The following is a 15,930-nucleotide window of genomic DNA, read 5'->3' on the forward strand; positions in this document are numbered from 1 at the left end:
GCTCAGGCTGGCCCGCCGGCTGCGGCCAGGGACTCCTCGGCAGCGGCGACGGCGGCCTCGGCGGTAATGCCGAACTCGCGGTACAACGTCTTGTAGTCGGCGGACCCACCGAAGTGCTCCAGGGAGACCGCGCGCCCTGCCTCGCCGAGGTACCGGTGCCAGGACAGGGCGACACCAGCCTCGATGCTGACCCGGGCACGCACGGCGGCCGGGAGCACCTCTTCGCGGTAGTCGTCGTCCTGCTCCTCGAACCACTCCAGGCAGGGGGCCGAGATCACCCGCGTCGGCACACCCTTGGCCTCCAGCGCGGTCCGGGCCTCGACGGCCAGCTGCACCTCCGAGCCGGTGGCGATCAGGAGCACCTGCGGTTCGCCGGTAGAGGCTTCCTGCAGGATGTAGGCACCCTTGGACAGACCGTCGGCTTCAGCGAACCCGTCGGTGCCGCGGGGGAAGGTCGGCACACCCTGTCGGGTCAGGACCAGGCCAGCTGGTTGGTCACGCTCCAGGATCGTCCGCCATGCCCGGGCCGTCTCGTTGGCATCAGCCGGGCGCACCAGGGCCAGCCCCGGGATGGCCCGGACCGCGGCCAGGTGCTCCACCGGCTGGTGGGTGGGACCGTCCTCACCCAGCCCGATCGAGTCGTGGGTCCACACGAACGTGGAGGGAGCACCCATCAGGGCGGCGAGCCGCACGGCCGGACGCATGTAATCGCTGAAGGTGAAGAAGGTGCCGCCGTAGGGTCGGGTAAGCCCGTTCAACGCGATCCCGTTCACGATCGCCGCCATCGCGTGCTCGCGGATTCCGAAGTGCAGGGTGCGCCCGTAGGGGTTGCCCTCGAACTGCTCGGTGGAGCGGTGCGCCGGCAGGAACGACGGTTCACCCTTCATGGTGGTGTTGTTCGAACCGGCCAGGTCGGCCGAGCCGCCCCACAGTTCGGGCAGCGGGTCGGCCAGGGCGGCCAGCACGGCACCGGAGGCAGCGCGGGTGGCCACGTCCTTCCCGGCCTCGAAGACCGGGAGCTCATCGGCCCAGCCCGGCGGGAGTTCACGCCCGCGCAGGCGCTCGAGCAGCGCGGCGCGCTCGGGATTGTCCTGCGCCCACTGGTCGAACCTGGTGTTCCAGTCCGCGTGTGCCTTGGCGCCCCGGTCCACCAGGCCCCGGGCATGGGTGAGCACCTCGGGGGCCACCTCGAAGTCGCGCTCCGGGTCGAACCCGAGCGCCTTCTTCAGCCCCGCGACCTCCTCGGTGCCCAGTTTGGCGCCGTGGGCGCCGTGGGTGTTCTGGGCCGTGGGTGCCGGCCAGGCGATGATCGTGGACAACCGGATGAAACTTGGCTGGTCGGTGATCTCCTTGGCCTGCTGCAGGGCAGCAGCCAGGGCGTCGACGTCCTCGCGGTACTCGGTGCCGTTGTTGGTCCAGTCCACGTGCTGGGTGTGCCAGCCGTAAGCGGCGTAGCGGGCCGTCACATCCTCGGTGAAGGCGATGTCGGTGTCGCCCTCGATGGAGATCTGGTTGTCGTCCCAGATCACCACCAGGTTGCCCAGTTCCTGGGTGCCGGCCAGGGCCGAGGCTTCGGCGCTGACGCCCTCCTGCAGGTCGCCGTCGGAGGCGATCACATAGACGTGGTGGTCGAACAGCGACTCACCGGGCGCGGCGTCGGGGTCGAGGAGACCGCGTACCCGGCGCTGGGCGTAGGCCATCCCCACCGAGGTGGCCAGCCCCTGTCCCAACGGACCGGTGGTGGTCTCCACACCGTCGGTGTGGCCGTACTCGGGGTGGCCGGGTGTCTTGGAGTTGAAGGTGCGCAGTGCCTCGAGGTCGGCAACCTCCAGGCCGAACCCGCCCAGGAACAACTGGATGTACTGGGTCAGGCTGGAGTGCCCGGCGGACAGCACGAACCGGTCCCGGCCGAGCCAGTGCGGATCGGCCGGGTCCGAAGCCATGGTGTTCTGGTACAGCAGGTACGCCAGGGGCGCGAGGCTGATCGCGGTGCCGGGGTGGCCGTTGCCGGCCTTCTCCACCGCGTCGGCGGCGAGCACGCGAGCGGTATCGACTGCGCGCAGATCAAGGTCGGTCCATCCGGTGGTGGTGGCCTTGGGGGCTTTGGCGTTCACGGGCTTCCCTTCGATGACCCCGCGGCGGGGCCGGTGGACGTGCAGTTCTGGGATGCTGGTGGGCTGCACCAGCCTGGTGCGCGGATCGCGCAGGGCTCGGAGTTGGTTCTGCTGGTGCGAGCCTACCGACTTCCCCCGCCCGCACACCTGGTGCGCCGGAGCGGGTGCGATGGGCCCACGCCAACGCATCTGATTCGAGGATAGCGCTTTCCATCTCGGGGAACAGCACCTTCCCACCTTGTGGACGTCGCGCGGTGGCACGGCCTGTGCGCGAACCAGGGCCGAGGGCCCCTAGACTGGCAGGCAGACGAGTGAGCACAGGTCTGGGTCCCCGGCAGGTCGGATTCGGTTGTGCTGCATGGAGATGGTGAGGTCGTGTCGCACACCGAGGCAACCAGTCCGGCGGTAGCCGGGACGCCGCCCGCGTCCGCGGCGGTCGGTCCGAAGCCACCCGCACGGCAAGGCGCTGACCCCGAGCGGACCTGGAGATCCACCCTCAAGGCCTATGTCGCCCTGACCAAGCCGCGGATCATCGAACTGCTGCTGATCACCACGGTGCCGACGATGTTCCTGGCCCAGGGCGGCTTCCCGGGCTGGTGGCTGGTGGTGGTCACCCTGATCGGCGGTGCGGCCGCAGCCGGCTCGGCCAACGTGTTCAACATGATCTACGACCGCGACATCGACGCGGTGATGAATCGGACCAAGAACCGCCCGCTGGTCACCGGAGAGGTGACGGTGCGCCAGGCGATGGTCTTCGCCTTCGCTCTCGGCGTCTTCTCGGTGGTCTGGCTCGGGCTGGTGGTCAACTGGGTGGCCGCAGTGCTGTGCCTGGCTGCGATCGTGATGTACGCGGTGGGTTACACCATGCTGCTCAAGCGCCACACCACCCAGAACATCGTCTGGGGCGGCGCTGCCGGTTGTATGCCGGTGCTGATCGGGTGGTCGGCGGTGACCGGGTCGCTGTCCTGGGCGCCGGTGCTGCTGTTCGGCATCATCTTCTTCTGGACCCCGCCGCACTACTGGCCGCTGTCGATGAAGTTCAAGGCTGATTACGCCGCCGCGAACGTCCCGATGCTGCCGGTGGTCTCGGCCGACACCCGGGTGGCCCGGCAGATGATCGGTTACACCGTGGCGATGATCGCCTGCTCGCTGGCGTTGGTGCCGGTAGCGGGTATGGGCTGGTTGTACCTCGTGGCCGCTGCGGGCTCGGGGGGTTGGTTCCTGTGGTTGTGCCTGTCACTGTTCCGGCGGGCCCGCGATGGCGATGGCAGGAAGTTGCGCGCGATGAAGGTCTTCCACGCCTCGATCACGTACCTGACCGTGTTGTTCGTGGCGATTGCAGTCGATCCGTTCCTGCCCTTCTGAGCCGGTGGCCAGCCCAGCGAAGGCCGACCCGGCGCGGGCCGACGACGACGGCGCGGGCACCTTCACGGATGTGTTGCGCCAGTACCTGGCGCACCTGGGCATCGAGCGGGGCCTGTCCGAGCACACCCTGAGTGCCTACCGACGGGACCTGAGCCGCTACGCCCGGTTCCTGGCCGCCCTGCCGCGCACGGACCTGGAGCACGTGACCGAGACCGATGTCGGGGCGTTCGTGGAGGCGATTCGTTCCGGTGCCGACGGGGGGACCGCACTCTCGGCGTCCTCCGCTGCCCGCACGGTTGTCGCGGTGCGGGGATGGCACAAGTTCGAGGCGCTGGAGGGCCGCACCACGCATAATCCGGCCGCCAACGTCAAGCCTCCCGGAGCCACCAAGCGGTTACCCAAGGCCATCCCGGTCGAGGTGATCGAGCAGGTGCTCGAGGGTGCCTCGGCTGCCCCGGGTGTGCTGGGACTGCGCGACCGGGCCTTACTGGAGGTCCTCTACGGCACGGGCGCGCGGATCAGCGAGACGGTGGGACTCAGCGTGGACGACGTGGTGCTGGACCGGTCCGCGGCCAGCGTGCGCCTGTTCGGCAAGGGCCGGCGCGAGCGGGTGGTGCCGATGGGTCGGTTCGCGGTGCAGGCACTGGAGGCCTATCTGGTGCGGGGGCGTCCGGTATTGGCCTCGAAGGGCAAGGGCAACGCTGCGTTGTTCCTGAACCAGCGGGGCAACCCGCTCAGCCGGCAGAGCGCCTGGGCGGTGCTGCAGCAGGCCGCGGAACGTGGCGGAGTGCAGGCGCACCTGTCCCCGCACACCATGCGCCACTCCTACGCCACCCACTTACTCGCCGGGGGAGCGGACGTGCGGGTGGTGCAGGAACTGCTCGGGCACGCCTCGGTCACCACCACCCAGATCTATACCCACCTGACCCGCGAGACGCTGCGCGAGGTCTACGCCGCCTCCCACCCCCGCGCGCTCGGGTGAGCCGGCCCGCCGGTGCCCGGCAGGCCCGCGCGGGCAGGTGTGTGCCGACGGATGCTCGCCCGACCGGGAGGCGTGACCGGGACCTGTGCCGCGGGCGCGTGCACCGGGCGGTGCCGGCTCAGAAGTCGTCACGAATGTGGACCGCCCACCCGCCGAGGGCCTGGTCGAGCACGGCATCGGTGGCCGCGTTCCCGCGACTGAGTCCACCGGCCATACGGATGTTCGCGCTCGACTGGACCCCGGACCACGCCAGCGCCAGCCCGCCGGGGGTGTACACCGGCGCGTCCGGGGGAGCATCCCCCACGGCGCCGATGCGCGAGCACGCCGGGGCGTCGTCGTCGGCCTCGCCCGGCGGGCGCAGCCGGTAGGTGCCGTCCATGCTGCCCAGGCCGTCCCCGGCGACGGCGAAGATGATCTCCCGGCGTACCGGGATCTCGCGCACCGAGAAGGCGGCCGCGACGTCGTCCACGCGCAGCATGTACGGGTTGACCGAGGTGGTGCGCCACTGCCGCGGCGGGAGGAACAACCGGGCCACATCCGTCCCGGAGGTGCGCAACCTGATCCGCCCCACCACGGCGCTGAAGGAGCCCAGGGTCCGCCAGAGCGCGCGATAGGCGTCGGGGGCCAGGGCGAGGAGCTCCACGACGTTCAGCACGGCGTCCGCACCGTCCCCGCTCCCGCGATCCCAGGAGGCGTAGCCCAGGACCTGGCCGTCCGGGCCCACGGCGAGGGTCACCCCGGTGAACTCCTCGGTGAGGTCCACCGCCGGGAAGCAGGGCCCGGTGCGGGTCAGCGGCCCGTTCTGCTTGCTCGCCCACTTGGTGTAGACCTCGAACACCGCGTCGAAGTCTGCGGCGGTGGCACGCCTGGTGCGCACCAGGGGGGTGCCGGGCCGCACCTCGGCCGCGACCGTGCTGGCGATCTCGACGGTGTCCTGACTCGCGATGAGCTCGAAACCGAACCTGCGGTAGATCCCGGGGGCGGAGGCGAACAGGGTTGAGATCACGTCACCCTCGCCGTGGGCGTGCTCCAGCACCTGCGCCAGCAGCGGGGAGAGCAGACCGCGGCCCCGGTACTCGGCCGCGACCGTGACCCCGGCGAGACCACAGGTGGGCACGAGCGCGCCACCGAAGTGGGACCGGTAGGCATGGCGCGCCGCCTTGGCTGCCAGGGTGGCACCGTCGAAGGTGCCCCACTCGGTGGTGCCCTGGGGAGGCCACGGACGGCGCTGGGCGTCCCCGTGCTGGGGGCCCACGGGAAAGCCGAAGGCCTCCCGGCCCAGCGTGATCGCCTCGGTCTTGTCGGCAGCGCCGAGTTGCCTGATCTGAAAGGGCATTCCCGGAGCCTAGAGGACGTGGAAACGCCGCGTGTACCGGAGGGCTGCCCGGCGCGCATAGTTTGTCCTGACTGTTCCGGGCAGTAAGTTGGCGGCGTGAGCACCGACAACCCGGCGCAGACCGCGCGCGACTTTCCCGTCCCCGAGCCGCTGGGCGCGCACGGGCCGGCGCGGATCATCGCGATGTGCAACCAGAAGGGCGGGGTCGGCAAGACCACCACCACGATCAACCTCGGCGCGGCCCTGGCCGAGTACGGGCGCAAGGTGCTGCTGGTGGATCTGGACCCGCAGGGTGCCGCCTCGGCCGGGCTGGGCGTGAACGCGCTGGAGTTGGACCGGACGATCTACACCGAGTTGATGGCGCAACGACCCGACATCACGGCGGTGACCCATCCCACCTCGGTGGAGGGCCTGGACCTGGTGCCGGCCAACATCGACCTGTCCGCCGCCGAGGTGCAACTGGTCAACGAGGTGGCGCGTGAGCAGGCGCTGGCACGGGTGCTGCGCCCGGCCACGGAGAACTATGACGTCATCCTGATCGACTGCCAGCCTTCCCTGGGGTTGCTCACCGTGAACGCCCTGACCGCCGCACACGGGGTGATCATCCCGCTGGAGACCGAGTTCTTCGCCCTGCGCGGGGTGGCGTTGCTGGTGGAGACGATCGAGAAGGTCCGCGACCGGCTCAACCCGCGCCTGCACGTGGACGGCATCCTGGCCACCATGTACGACGCGCGGACCCTGCACTCCCGCGAGGTGCTGGCCCGGGTGCAGGAGGCCTTCGGGGAACAGGTGTTCGAAACGGTCATCACCCGGACGGTGAAGTTCCCCGACGCCTCGGTGGCGACCGAACCGATCACCTCTTACGCCCCGAACCACGCCGGCGCCTACAACTACCGCAAACTCGCCCGCGAGCTGATCAACCGTGGCGACGTCGCCTGACGTCGGCGACCAGACGGGCGGCGCCGAGGAAGAGCCGGGCGACGCGGGCGACCAGTCCGCCGGGTCGGTGCAGTTGGCCTCCCGACCGGGCTTCGAGGTGCAGCTGGAGAACTTCTCCGGGCCCTTCGACCTCCTGCTCTCCCTGATCGCCAAGCACAAGATGGACGTCACCGAGGTGGCCCTGGCGGTGGTCACCGACGACTTCATCGCCCACCTGCGCGCCCAGAGCGAGTGGGACCTGTCCCAGGCCAGTGAGTTCCTGGTGATCGCCGCCACGCTGCTGGACCTGAAGGCCGCACGGCTGCTGCCGCGGGGCAGCGCCGACGAGGCCGAGGACCTGGAACTGCTCGAGGCCCGGGACCTGCTGTTCGCCCGGCTGCTGCAGTACCGGGCGTTCAAGGAGGTCGCCGCCCACCTCCAGCGCGAGTGGTACCGGCTGGGACGTTCCCACGCCCGAAGCGTGAGCCTGGAGCCCCGGTTCGCCGAGCTGCTGCCCGAACTGATCCTGCGAATCACACCTGAGCAGTTCGCGGCGCTGGCCGCGGCCACGTTGGCGCCCAAGTACGAACCGGCCGGGGTCGACCTGTCCCACCTGCACAACCCGGTGGTGAGCGTGCGAGAGCAGGCCGCGATGATCGTGCAGCGGTTGCGCCGCCAGCACAGCGTGACCTTCCGCTCTCTCGCCCAGGACGCCTCGGCACTGAACGTGGTGGTCGCTCGCTTCCTGGCGCTGCTGGAGCTCTATCGTGAGGACGTGGTGGCCTTCGACCAGGCCGACGCGCTGTCCGAACTGACCATCAGGTGGACCGGCGGCGGCGACGGCGACATCGACGTGACCGATGACTATGACGATGTCGCCGCGCCCGCAGGTCCGGGCCGGCACGCCGATGCCGGTCATGCAACGGAGGAACGATGAACCAGGAGCACCCCGGCGATCCCGGTGCGGCTATGACCGACGACGACGCAACTCCCGCGGGCCACGACGGTTCCGCGCCGTCCGAAGCCGGCGGTGCGGACACCGAGGGGCCGTTGCCGGTGCTGGGTGAGCCCGGTGGATTGCACGGGGCGCTGGAGGCGATCCTGATGGTCACCGACGCCCCCGTCGCCACCGAGCACCTGGCCAGCGTGCTGAAGGTCCCCACCGAGCGGATCCGCACCGCCCTGGCCGACCTGGTCCGCGACTACGCCGAGGGCCCGCGCCCCCGCGGCTTCGAACTGCGCGAGGCGGGGGGAGGGTGGCGCGTGTACTCCGCGCCCGCATTCGCCGACGCCGTCGAGGCCTTCGTGCTCGAGGGCCAGACCGCCCGGCTCACGCAGGCTTCCCTGGAGACGCTGGCCGTGATCGCCTACCGCCAGCCGGTCTCGCGTGGCCGGATCGCCGCCATCCGCGGGGTGAACGTGGACTCGGTGGTGCGCACGTTGCTGACCCGTGGTCTGATCGAGGAGGCCGGGCAGGACGAGGAGGGTGGGGCGATGCGCTACCGCACCACGGCCTACTTCCTGGAACGACTGGGCTTGCGCACCATCGAGGATCTTCCGCCCCTGGCGCCCTATCTCCCGGACCTGGACTCCCTGGCAGATGTGGACGGACTGGGCTGATGGGAGCGCACGAACGATGAGCGAACAGGTGCACACCCCCTCGGGGGTACGTCTGCAGAAGGTGCTGGCCGGGGCGGGCCTGGGGTCCCGGCGTAAGTGCGAGGCGATCATCAGCGCCGGCCGGGTCAGCGTGGACGGACAGGTGGTGCGCCAACTCGGGGTCCGAGTGGATCCGCGCACCGCGGTGATTCACGTGGACGGGCTGCGGGTGCAACTCGATGAGAAGGTCACCACCCTGGCCCTGAACAAGCCGCTGGGCGTGTACTCCACGATGGCGGACGAGCAGGGCCGCCCGGACCTGAGCACCTACGTGGCGGACCGCCCCGAGCGACTCTTCCACGTCGGACGCCTGGACGCCGACACCGCCGGTCTGCTGCTGCTGACCAACGACGGCGAACTCGCCCACCGCCTGGCCCATCCCTCCTACGAGGTGCTCAAGACCTATGTGTCCCAGGTGCAGGGGCAGGTCCCGCGCGGCCTGGGCCGCACCCTCAAGTCCGGGGTGGTCCTGGAGGACGGCCCGGTCCACGCCGACGCCTTCACCGTGCTGGACAGTTCCCCGGAGGCCAGCCTGGTGGAGATCACCCTGCACGAGGGCCGCAACCACATCGTGCGTCGGCTGCTGGCGCAGGTGGGCTACCCGGTGACGCGACTGACGCGCACCCGGATGGGCCCGATCCGACTCGACCGGCTCAAACCGGGACGCACCCGCGTCATCGACGGACCCGAACTGGGCCGGCTGATGGCTGACGTCGGCCTCTGAGGCCGGGGTGGTGGGGCCGGCTCGCGAATGCGAGGTATGGTGCGGGACGTGAATTCGCTGGCCTCGACCACCGGTCCGGTCCTGATCGTGGGCACCGGTCTCCTCGGTGCCAGCATCGGTCTCGGCCTGCGCAGCCTCGATGTGCCGGTGTGGCTGCAGGACGCCTCACCGACCGCTGTCGCCCTGGCGCGTGACGTCGGTGCCGGCCAGATCCGGGGACCCGAGCACACCGACCCCGCCCTGGTGATCATCGCCGCCCCGCCCGACGTCACCGCCGACCTGATCGCTGCGGCGCTGCGGGAGTTCCCCGGGGCCGTGGTCACCGACGTGGCCAGCGTCAAGGGGGTCCTGCTGGAGGAGTTGCGCGAGGTCGAGGGGCTGGACCTGCGCCGGTACGTGGGCTCGCACCCGATGGCGGGCCGGGAGCGTTCCGGTGCGGCCGCCGCCACCTCTGAGTTGTTCGCCGGACGTCCCTGGGTGATCGCCGCCCACCCCGAGGTGGACCCTGCTGCGGTGCGCACGGTGCGGCACCTGGCCGCCGACCTGGACGCCAGCCCGGTGCACCTGGAGCCGGTTGAGCACGACGAGGCCGTGGCGCTGGTCTCCCACCTGCCCCAGATGATGGCGTCCCTGGTGGCCGGCCGGCTGGTGGGTGCCGCGCCGGAGGCACTGGCCCTGTCGGGTCAGGGCCTGCGCGACGTCACCCGGATCGCGGCCAGCGACGCACGCCTGTGGGCGGCGATCATCACCGGCAATGCCGCGGCGGTACACGACGGCCTGCGAGCGGTCCGGGCGGACCTGGACGAGGTGATCACCGCCCTGGAGCGGGCCGCCACCGAGGGACCCCTCGCGGAAGGTGCCGCGGGTGCGGTCTCGGCACTGATCGGTGCCGGTAACGAGGGCGCCGGGCGGATACCCGGCAAGCATGGTGGTGCTCGCCGCCACTATGCCGAGGTGACGGTGCTGGTTCCCGACGAACCCGGCGAGCTGGGCCGGCTGTTCACCGAGATCGGTCAAATCGGTGTGAACATCGAGGACTTCGCGATGGAACACTCCCCGAAACAGAAGGTAGGGATGGCGATCGTGTCGGTACTGCCCGATGCCGCCGGCCGGCTCGAGCGGGACCTGGGCGACCGGGGCTGGCGGGTGGTGGCGCCATGACCAGCCCGTCCGGCCTGGTGGTGGCCATCGACGGCCCCTCCGGCACCGGCAAGTCCACCATCTCCAAGCGCGTCGCGGCCGACCTCGGCCTGGCCTACCTCGACACCGGGGCCATGTACCGGGCTCTGACCTGGTGGTGCCTGCACCAGGGCATCGACCTGACCGACACCGACGCGGTGGCCGCGCAGGCACGCGCCATGCCGCTCCGGATCGGCACCGACCCGGCCCGCCCGAGCTTCGCCGTCGGCGAACACGACGTGACCACCCGGATCCGCACCTCGGATATCTCCACCCGGGTCTCGGCCGTGGCCACGAACCTGGCGGTACGGGCCGAACTGCAAGAGCGTCAGCGTGCCGAGATCGCCGCCGAGGGCCGTCCCGGCGGGTTCAGCCAAGGCCGTGGCATCGTCGCCGAGGGCCGCGACATCACCACCGTGGTGGCCCCGCAGGCTCAGGTGCGGATCCTGCTGCTCGCCGATGAGCACGCGCGCCTGGCTCGGCGCAGCAACGAACTTCACGGACGTGTCGATGCCGAGGCGATCGAGGCGACCCGTGACCAGGTGCTGCGCCGTGACGCCGAGGACGGCACCGTGTCCAACTTCAGCACCGCCGCGCCGGGCGTGATCCCGGTGGACACCTCCCAGATGAGCCTGGATGAGGCGGTCGCGGTGGTCCGGGATCTGGTGGAGGCAACGCGATGAGTGACGCACGACCCGGCGACCCGAAGCCGAAACGGACGGCGAAGCCCGACCCGTCCAGCCCCGGGCAGGCGATCAAGCCCGAGCACATCCGCCGGTGGGGCCCGATCTGGTCGCGCCGCGTGGGCTGGGTGCTGGCGAAGGTGCTGTGGAACACCAAGGTGATCGGCGCCCACCACGTGCCCAGGACCGGCAGGGTCCTGATCGCGGCGAACCACACCGGCATCATCGACGGTCCGTTGCTGCACGGGGTGATCCCGCGCTCGTCGTTCATCATCATCAAGGAGGAGATCTTCAAGGTCTTCGTCATCGGCTTCCTGATGCGCTGGGCCGGTCAGATCCCGGTGGACCGCCGGAACGGCCGGGCGGCGCTGCTCACCGCGCTGACGATGCTGAACGAGGACCGCCTGGTCGGGGTCTTCCCCGAGGGCAGCCGCGGGAGTGGCGACGTCAAGTCGACCAAGGCCGGCATCGCATGGCTCGCGGTGCGCTCGGGCGCCCCGGTGGTGCCGGTGGCGATCCTGGGCACCCGGCCGCCGGGGGAGAAGGCCGGACACGTACCCGGCCCACGCGCCAAACTGCACGTGGTCTACGGGGCGCCGTTCGTGCCGGCCGATCCCGAGGCTGGCACCGGACGCGCGGCCGTGGCCGAGGCAATGACGGTGATCCAGGAGAAGATGAGCGAGCACGTGCGTCAGGCCTCGACCACCACCGGGGTGCCGTTGCACTCGGCGACCGAGATCTGAAACCTCCGTCACAGCACCAGAGGGCGCGCACACCCGTGCTGGTGCGCGATGATGGCGGGGTGAATTCCACCGAGTACCCCGCCATGCCCGACGACGACGACGCCGCCGCCTGGGAGCAGCAGTCGCCGGATCTGAGCGAATCACCCGAGCAGGCCCAGCGCGCCGAGGCGCTGCGTGCCGGCCTGCAGGCCTACGACCTGGCCGACGCGGACCTGGCGCTGCTGTCCGGCGATGACACCGAGGGCACCGGCGAGGAACCGGAGGGTCCGCTGCCGGTGCTGGCGGTGATCGGGCGCCCGAACGTGGGCAAGTCGACCCTGGTGAACCGCATCCTGGGCCGGCGCGAGGCCGTGGTCCAGGACACCCCGGGGGTGACCCGGGACCGGGTGCTCTACCCGGCGGAGTGGGCCGGGCGGCGGTTCATGCTGGTGGACACCGGCGGCTGGGAGCATGACGCGAAGGGGTTGCCGGGTCGGGTGGCCGAACAGGCCGAGGCCGCGATCGAGGTCGCCGATGCGGTGATGTTCGTGGTCGATGCCACGGTGGGACCCACCAGCACCGACGAGCACGTGGTGCGGCTGCTGCGTCGTTCGGGCCGGCCCACGGTCCTGGTCGCGAACAAGGTGGACAGCCAGCGGGCCGAGGCCGACGCGGCGATGCTGTGGTCACTCGGGCTGGGCGAGCCCTACCCGGTTTCGGCGCTGCACGGGCGCGGCTCAGGTGACCTGCTGGACCGGGCCATGGAGCTGCTGCCGGCCACCTCCCAGGTTGCCGGGCGGGGTCTGGCCGAGGGACCGCGACGGGTGGCCCTGATCGGACGCCCTAATGTGGGTAAGTCCTCTCTGCTGAACTCCCTGACCGGCACCGACCGGGTGGTGGTAGACGAGGTCGCCGGCACCACGCGGGACCCGGTGGACGAACTCGTCCGGCTGGGCGAGCGGGACTGGTGGTTCGTCGATACCGCGGGAATCCGGCGCCGCGTGCACCAGACTTACGGGGCGGACTTCTATGCCTCGCTACGCACCCAGGGAGCGCTGGAGAAGGCCGAGGTCGCGGTGGTGCTGATCGACGCCTCGGAGCGGCTGACCGAGCAGGACACCCGAGTGATCCAGCAGGCGATCGACGCCGGGCGAGCCCTGGTGATCGCGTTCAACAAGTGGGACCTGATGGATGAGGAACGCCGGGACCTGCTCGAGCGGGAGATCGAACTGGACCTGGTCCAGGTGCGTTGGGCGCCCCGGGTGAACATCTCTGCCCTGACCGGGTGGCACACGAACCGGTTGGTCCGGTCACTGGAGACCGCCCTGGAGTCCTGGGACACCCGGGTGTCGACCGGGAAGCTCAACGCGTTCCTGGGTGACCTGACCGCGGCCAACCCCCACCCGGTTCGCGGGGGCAAGCAGCCCCGGATCCTGTTCGCCACCCAGGCCGGCACCCGCCCACCCCGGTTCGTGGTGTTCGCCACCGGATTCCTGGACCCCGGCTACCGGCGATTCATCGAACGACGGCTACGGGAAACCTTCGGATTCACCGGAACCCCGATCGAGATCAGCGTGCGGGTGCGGGAGAAGCGCCGGCGCCGTTGAGGGTGTGAACGGGCCGGCCACCGCGCCATCGGGGGAGGGGGGCGCAGCAGCCGGCCCGTCCGCCTAGACAACCGGTCCCGGATGAGAGCTCGATGAGATGTGGATGAGGGCACCTCATCCACCACCCGGGGTGGTCAGGCCTGGGGCTGGTGCTGCCCGCCGGGCTCCTGGGTTCCGGACTCGGGCTCGACGAGTTCGGCCATAGCGGCCGCGAAGAATGAGCGCACCTGGCCCCAGTGCACCTGGGCATTGGCCAGGTGCTCCGTGAGCCGATCGATCTCGGCGTGCTGGGCCGCGGTGAGTTCCTTCTCGGCGCGCACCTGCTGCCGTTGCGCCAACTCCTGGCGCAGCCGCTCCACGGTGCGCTCAGCCTCCGCAAGCAGTTCGTTCAGGCTCGCCTCATCACCGTTGCTGTGCCGGGGCTGCGGCAGCGGAGAAGGTGCCATCACCACACGGTAGCGGCGATCAGCGTGATCGGGACAATCACGAACATACCCAGCACCCAGGCGGCCACGTACACCTTGGACTTGACCGCCAGGCTCGCCAGCCATTGCGCGCCGAGCACCGGCAGTGGGCGCAGCAGTGGCAGGCCGAAGATCACCAGGGCGCAGAAGACGTTGTAGAGCAAGTGGACGTAAGCCGCCTGTAGCGCCGGTCCCGCCTCGGCCCCGGTGAAGGCGAACGCCGCGATCAGTGCGGTGAGGGTGGTACCGATGTTCGCCCCGATGGTGAAGGGGTAGATCTGCTTCAGGGAGAACGTTCCGGACCCGGCCAGCGGCACCGCGAGTGAGGTGGTGGTGGTGGAGGACTGGACCATCACGGTCATCAGGGTGCCCGAGGCTATCCCGCTCAACGGGCCGCGCCCGATCGCCGCATGCAGAATGCGCTGGGCCCGGCCCACCATCAGAACCTTGAGGAGTCTCCCGATCAGGTTGATCACGGCCAGGATGCCGAGTACACCCAGCACGATCAGGATGAGCCCGGCGGCCACGGCCGGCAGCGGGGAGACCAGGCCGGTCAGGAACGCCGAGCCGGGAGAGGTGATCGCTCGTACCACCTCGCCCACCGCGGTGAACACGGTGGCGACGACTCCGCCGTCGGATCCGGAGGTCTGCGCCGTCAGCCACGCCGAGGAACGTTGCAGTACCCCGAAAACCAGTTCCAGGGGCAGGAAGATGGCCACCGACAACAGGTTGTACATGTCGTGCACGGTGGCGGCCCCGAAGGCCCGGCGAAAGGTCTCCTTGTCCCGGGACATGCCCAGGCTCACCAGGGTGGAGGTCATCGTCGTGCCGATGTTCGCGCCGATCATGATCGGGATGGCGATCCCGATCGGGAGCCCGCCGGCCACCATGCCCACCGTGATCGAGGTGGTGGTGGAGGATGACTGGGTCAGCGCGGTGGCCAGCAGTCCGATCATCAGCCCGATGAACGGGTTGGAGGCGAACTGGAACAGTTGTCCTGCGCCGTCGCCGGCAGCCAGTTTGAACCCGGACCCGATCAGGGCCACCGCGGTGATCAGGACGTAGATCCCGATCGACACCATGACCCATTCCGCAGCCCGCAGCTTCTTCCCGTGGAAGGGGAGGAAATGCAAGGGACTGCGCAGGGGAGCAGCGGGTGCCTGCACTGCGCTTGCCGGGGGGAGACCGACCTGGGTGGTACTCACGCGGCCCTGGCCTGGGTGACTAGTACTCGCACACCAACACTTCAGCACCCGCAGGCGAGATTCAGACGACATCCAGGTAAACGCCAGATGAACACGCTATGAGGTACCTCACATCGGCGCCCTCATTCCGGTTCGGGGCGGGACCAGTTCGCCTCGGTGCGGTGCAGCAGTGACACCACCGTGGTGCCCAGCACGAAGGCGCTGATGATCGCGGCGATCATCAGGCCCGGTTCGTTGTCGGTGCCCACCCGCTGGCTCAGCACGGTCTGGGCTACCACCTGGAAGGCCAGATGGAAACCGACCGGCGTCCACACGCTGCCGGTCTGGATCCGCAGCAGACCCAGCACCACGGCCATTGCCAGGAACATGATGCCGCGCTCGGCCAGTACCCCCCACCCTTCCGAGGCCACCCACAGGGCGGTCCCGAACACAGTGAACAACACCGCTTGGGCGATGGCCGCCAGCCACGGGGCCATCACGGTGGTGAGGTTGCGCTGCAGGTAACCGCGGAAGATCAACTCCTCCGGGAGCGCTTCGAAGAAGAACACCAGGACCACCAACAACACGGCCCAGGCCAGGATGTGTGCCACCGGCACGTGGGCCTGCAGGCTGAGCCACCCGGCGCCCAGGGCGATGCCAAGTCCCAGGGCACTGGGCACCAGGAAGGCGACCACGCCGATCAGGAACGGACGCCAGGCCCTCGCGGACACGCCCAGTCCTATCCCGGACCATGCACGCCGGTCCAGATAGCGACGGGCGAGCATGACCATCGGGATCGCCAAACCTGAGATCAGGGCGGCGTTGGCCAGGCGCACCGGGATGCTCAACTGCCCGTCATAGAGGTTGGCGGTGAGCCAGGTCATCAGGGCCCAGATACCCACGCCGGCGGCGAGAACCAGTCCGATCCGTACGACGAGTGGGGCGCGGGTGGTGCCGTTGGCGGCTTCAGTAGGCATCGCAGGCAGCCTGACA

15 protein-coding genes are annotated in these 15,930 nt (G+C 70.0%); 10 read left to right on the forward strand and 5 right to left on the reverse strand.

Going from position 1 to position 15,930, the window contains the following annotated elements:
• Positions 1–2: 2 nt before the first annotated feature.
• On the reverse strand, positions 3–2,114 hold the full coding sequence (gene tkt, locus ACO0LV_RS00315) for a transketolase (RefSeq protein WP_424786267.1): 2,112 nt from the start codon (positions 2,112–2,114) through the stop codon (positions 3–5).
• 375 nt (positions 2,115–2,489) lie between these two features.
• On the opposite strand from tkt, the gene ACO0LV_RS00320 reads away from it, so the two are divergent.
• Together ACO0LV_RS00320 and ACO0LV_RS00325 are read left to right on the forward strand one after the other, a co-directional pair.
• Positions 2,490–3,479, forward strand: coding sequence for a heme o synthase (locus tag ACO0LV_RS00320; protein ID WP_424785865.1), 990 nt, complete (start codon positions 2,490–2,492; stop codon positions 3,477–3,479).
• A 4-nt stretch (positions 3,480–3,483) separates the two neighbouring features.
• On the forward strand, positions 3,484–4,461 hold the full coding sequence (locus ACO0LV_RS00325; RefSeq protein WP_424785866.1) for a site-specific tyrosine recombinase XerD: 978 nt from the start codon (positions 3,484–3,486) through the stop codon (positions 4,459–4,461).
• A 118-nt stretch (positions 4,462–4,579) separates the two neighbouring features.
• Here ACO0LV_RS00325 and ACO0LV_RS00330 read toward each other — a convergent pair whose 3' ends face one another.
• Positions 4,580–5,797, reverse strand: coding sequence for a GNAT family N-acetyltransferase (locus ACO0LV_RS00330; RefSeq protein WP_424785867.1), 1,218 nt, complete (start codon positions 5,795–5,797; stop codon positions 4,580–4,582).
• Between the two features lie 96 nt (positions 5,798–5,893).
• Here ACO0LV_RS00330 and ACO0LV_RS00335 point away from each other — a divergent pair, with 96 nt between their 5' ends.
• The 8 genes from ACO0LV_RS00335 to der all read left to right on the forward strand — a co-directional run bounded on the left by ACO0LV_RS00335 (position 5,894) and on the right by der (position 13,289).
• Positions 5,894–6,736, forward strand: coding sequence for a ParA family protein (locus tag ACO0LV_RS00335; RefSeq protein WP_424785868.1), 843 nt, complete (start codon positions 5,894–5,896; stop codon positions 6,734–6,736).
• Complete coding sequence (locus ACO0LV_RS00340) at positions 6,720–7,652, forward strand: segregation and condensation protein A (RefSeq protein ID WP_424785869.1); 933 nt, start codon at positions 6,720–6,722, stop codon at positions 7,650–7,652. Before ACO0LV_RS00335 ends, ACO0LV_RS00340 begins: the two co-directional genes overlap by 17 nt.
• Positions 7,649–8,335, forward strand: coding sequence for an SMC-Scp complex subunit ScpB (gene scpB, locus ACO0LV_RS00345; RefSeq protein WP_424785870.1), 687 nt, complete (start codon positions 7,649–7,651; stop codon positions 8,333–8,335). Before ACO0LV_RS00340 ends, scpB begins: the two co-directional genes overlap by 4 nt.
• A 16-nt stretch (positions 8,336–8,351) precedes the next feature.
• Entirely contained in the window at positions 8,352–9,098 is a 747-nt protein-coding gene (locus ACO0LV_RS00350; protein ID WP_424785871.1) for a pseudouridine synthase, read from the forward strand.
• 48 nt (positions 9,099–9,146) lie between these two features.
• Entirely contained in the window at positions 9,147–10,259 is a 1,113-nt protein-coding gene (locus ACO0LV_RS00355; RefSeq protein WP_424785872.1) for a prephenate dehydrogenase, read from the forward strand.
• Positions 10,256–10,960, forward strand: a complete 705-nt coding sequence (cmk, locus tag ACO0LV_RS00360) for a (d)CMP kinase (protein WP_424785873.1) — start codon at positions 10,256–10,258, stop codon at positions 10,958–10,960. The genes ACO0LV_RS00355 and cmk overlap by 4 nt, the downstream gene beginning before the upstream one ends.
• Positions 10,957–11,703, forward strand: a complete 747-nt coding sequence (locus ACO0LV_RS00365; protein ID WP_424785874.1) for a lysophospholipid acyltransferase family protein — start codon at positions 10,957–10,959, stop codon at positions 11,701–11,703. Before cmk ends, ACO0LV_RS00365 begins: the two co-directional genes overlap by 4 nt.
• 83 nt (positions 11,704–11,786) lie before the next feature.
• Positions 11,787–13,289 (forward strand): ribosome biogenesis GTPase Der, encoded by a 1,503-nt coding sequence (gene der, locus ACO0LV_RS00370; RefSeq protein WP_424786268.1) that lies wholly within the window; start codon positions 11,787–11,789, stop codon positions 13,287–13,289.
• Positions 13,290–13,423: 134 nt separating this feature from the next.
• Here the strand turns inward: der and ACO0LV_RS00375 are convergent, their stop codons facing one another.
• The 3 genes from ACO0LV_RS00375 to ACO0LV_RS00385 all read right to left on the reverse strand — a co-directional run bounded on the left by ACO0LV_RS00375 (position 13,424) and on the right by ACO0LV_RS00385 (position 15,914).
• Complete coding sequence (locus tag ACO0LV_RS00375) at positions 13,424–13,735, reverse strand: hypothetical protein (protein ID WP_424785875.1); 312 nt, start codon at positions 13,733–13,735, stop codon at positions 13,424–13,426.
• The gene (locus ACO0LV_RS00380) at positions 13,735–14,835 is read right to left on the reverse strand and encodes a Na/Pi cotransporter family protein (protein ID WP_424785876.1); all 1,101 of its coding nucleotides are present in this window, start codon (positions 14,833–14,835) and stop codon (positions 13,735–13,737) included. Before ACO0LV_RS00380 ends, ACO0LV_RS00375 begins: the two co-directional genes overlap by 1 nt.
• Before the next feature lie 245 nt (positions 14,836–15,080).
• On the reverse strand, positions 15,081–15,914 hold the full coding sequence (locus tag ACO0LV_RS00385; protein ID WP_424785877.1) for a lysostaphin resistance A-like protein: 834 nt from the start codon (positions 15,912–15,914) through the stop codon (positions 15,081–15,083).
• Between the last annotated feature and the right edge of the window lie 16 nt (positions 15,915–15,930).

The sequence above is a fragment of the Pseudactinotalea sp. Z1739 genome, from assembly GCF_049725055.1.
Taxonomy (GTDB): domain Bacteria; phylum Actinomycetota; class Actinomycetes; order Actinomycetales; family Beutenbergiaceae; genus CALKWS01.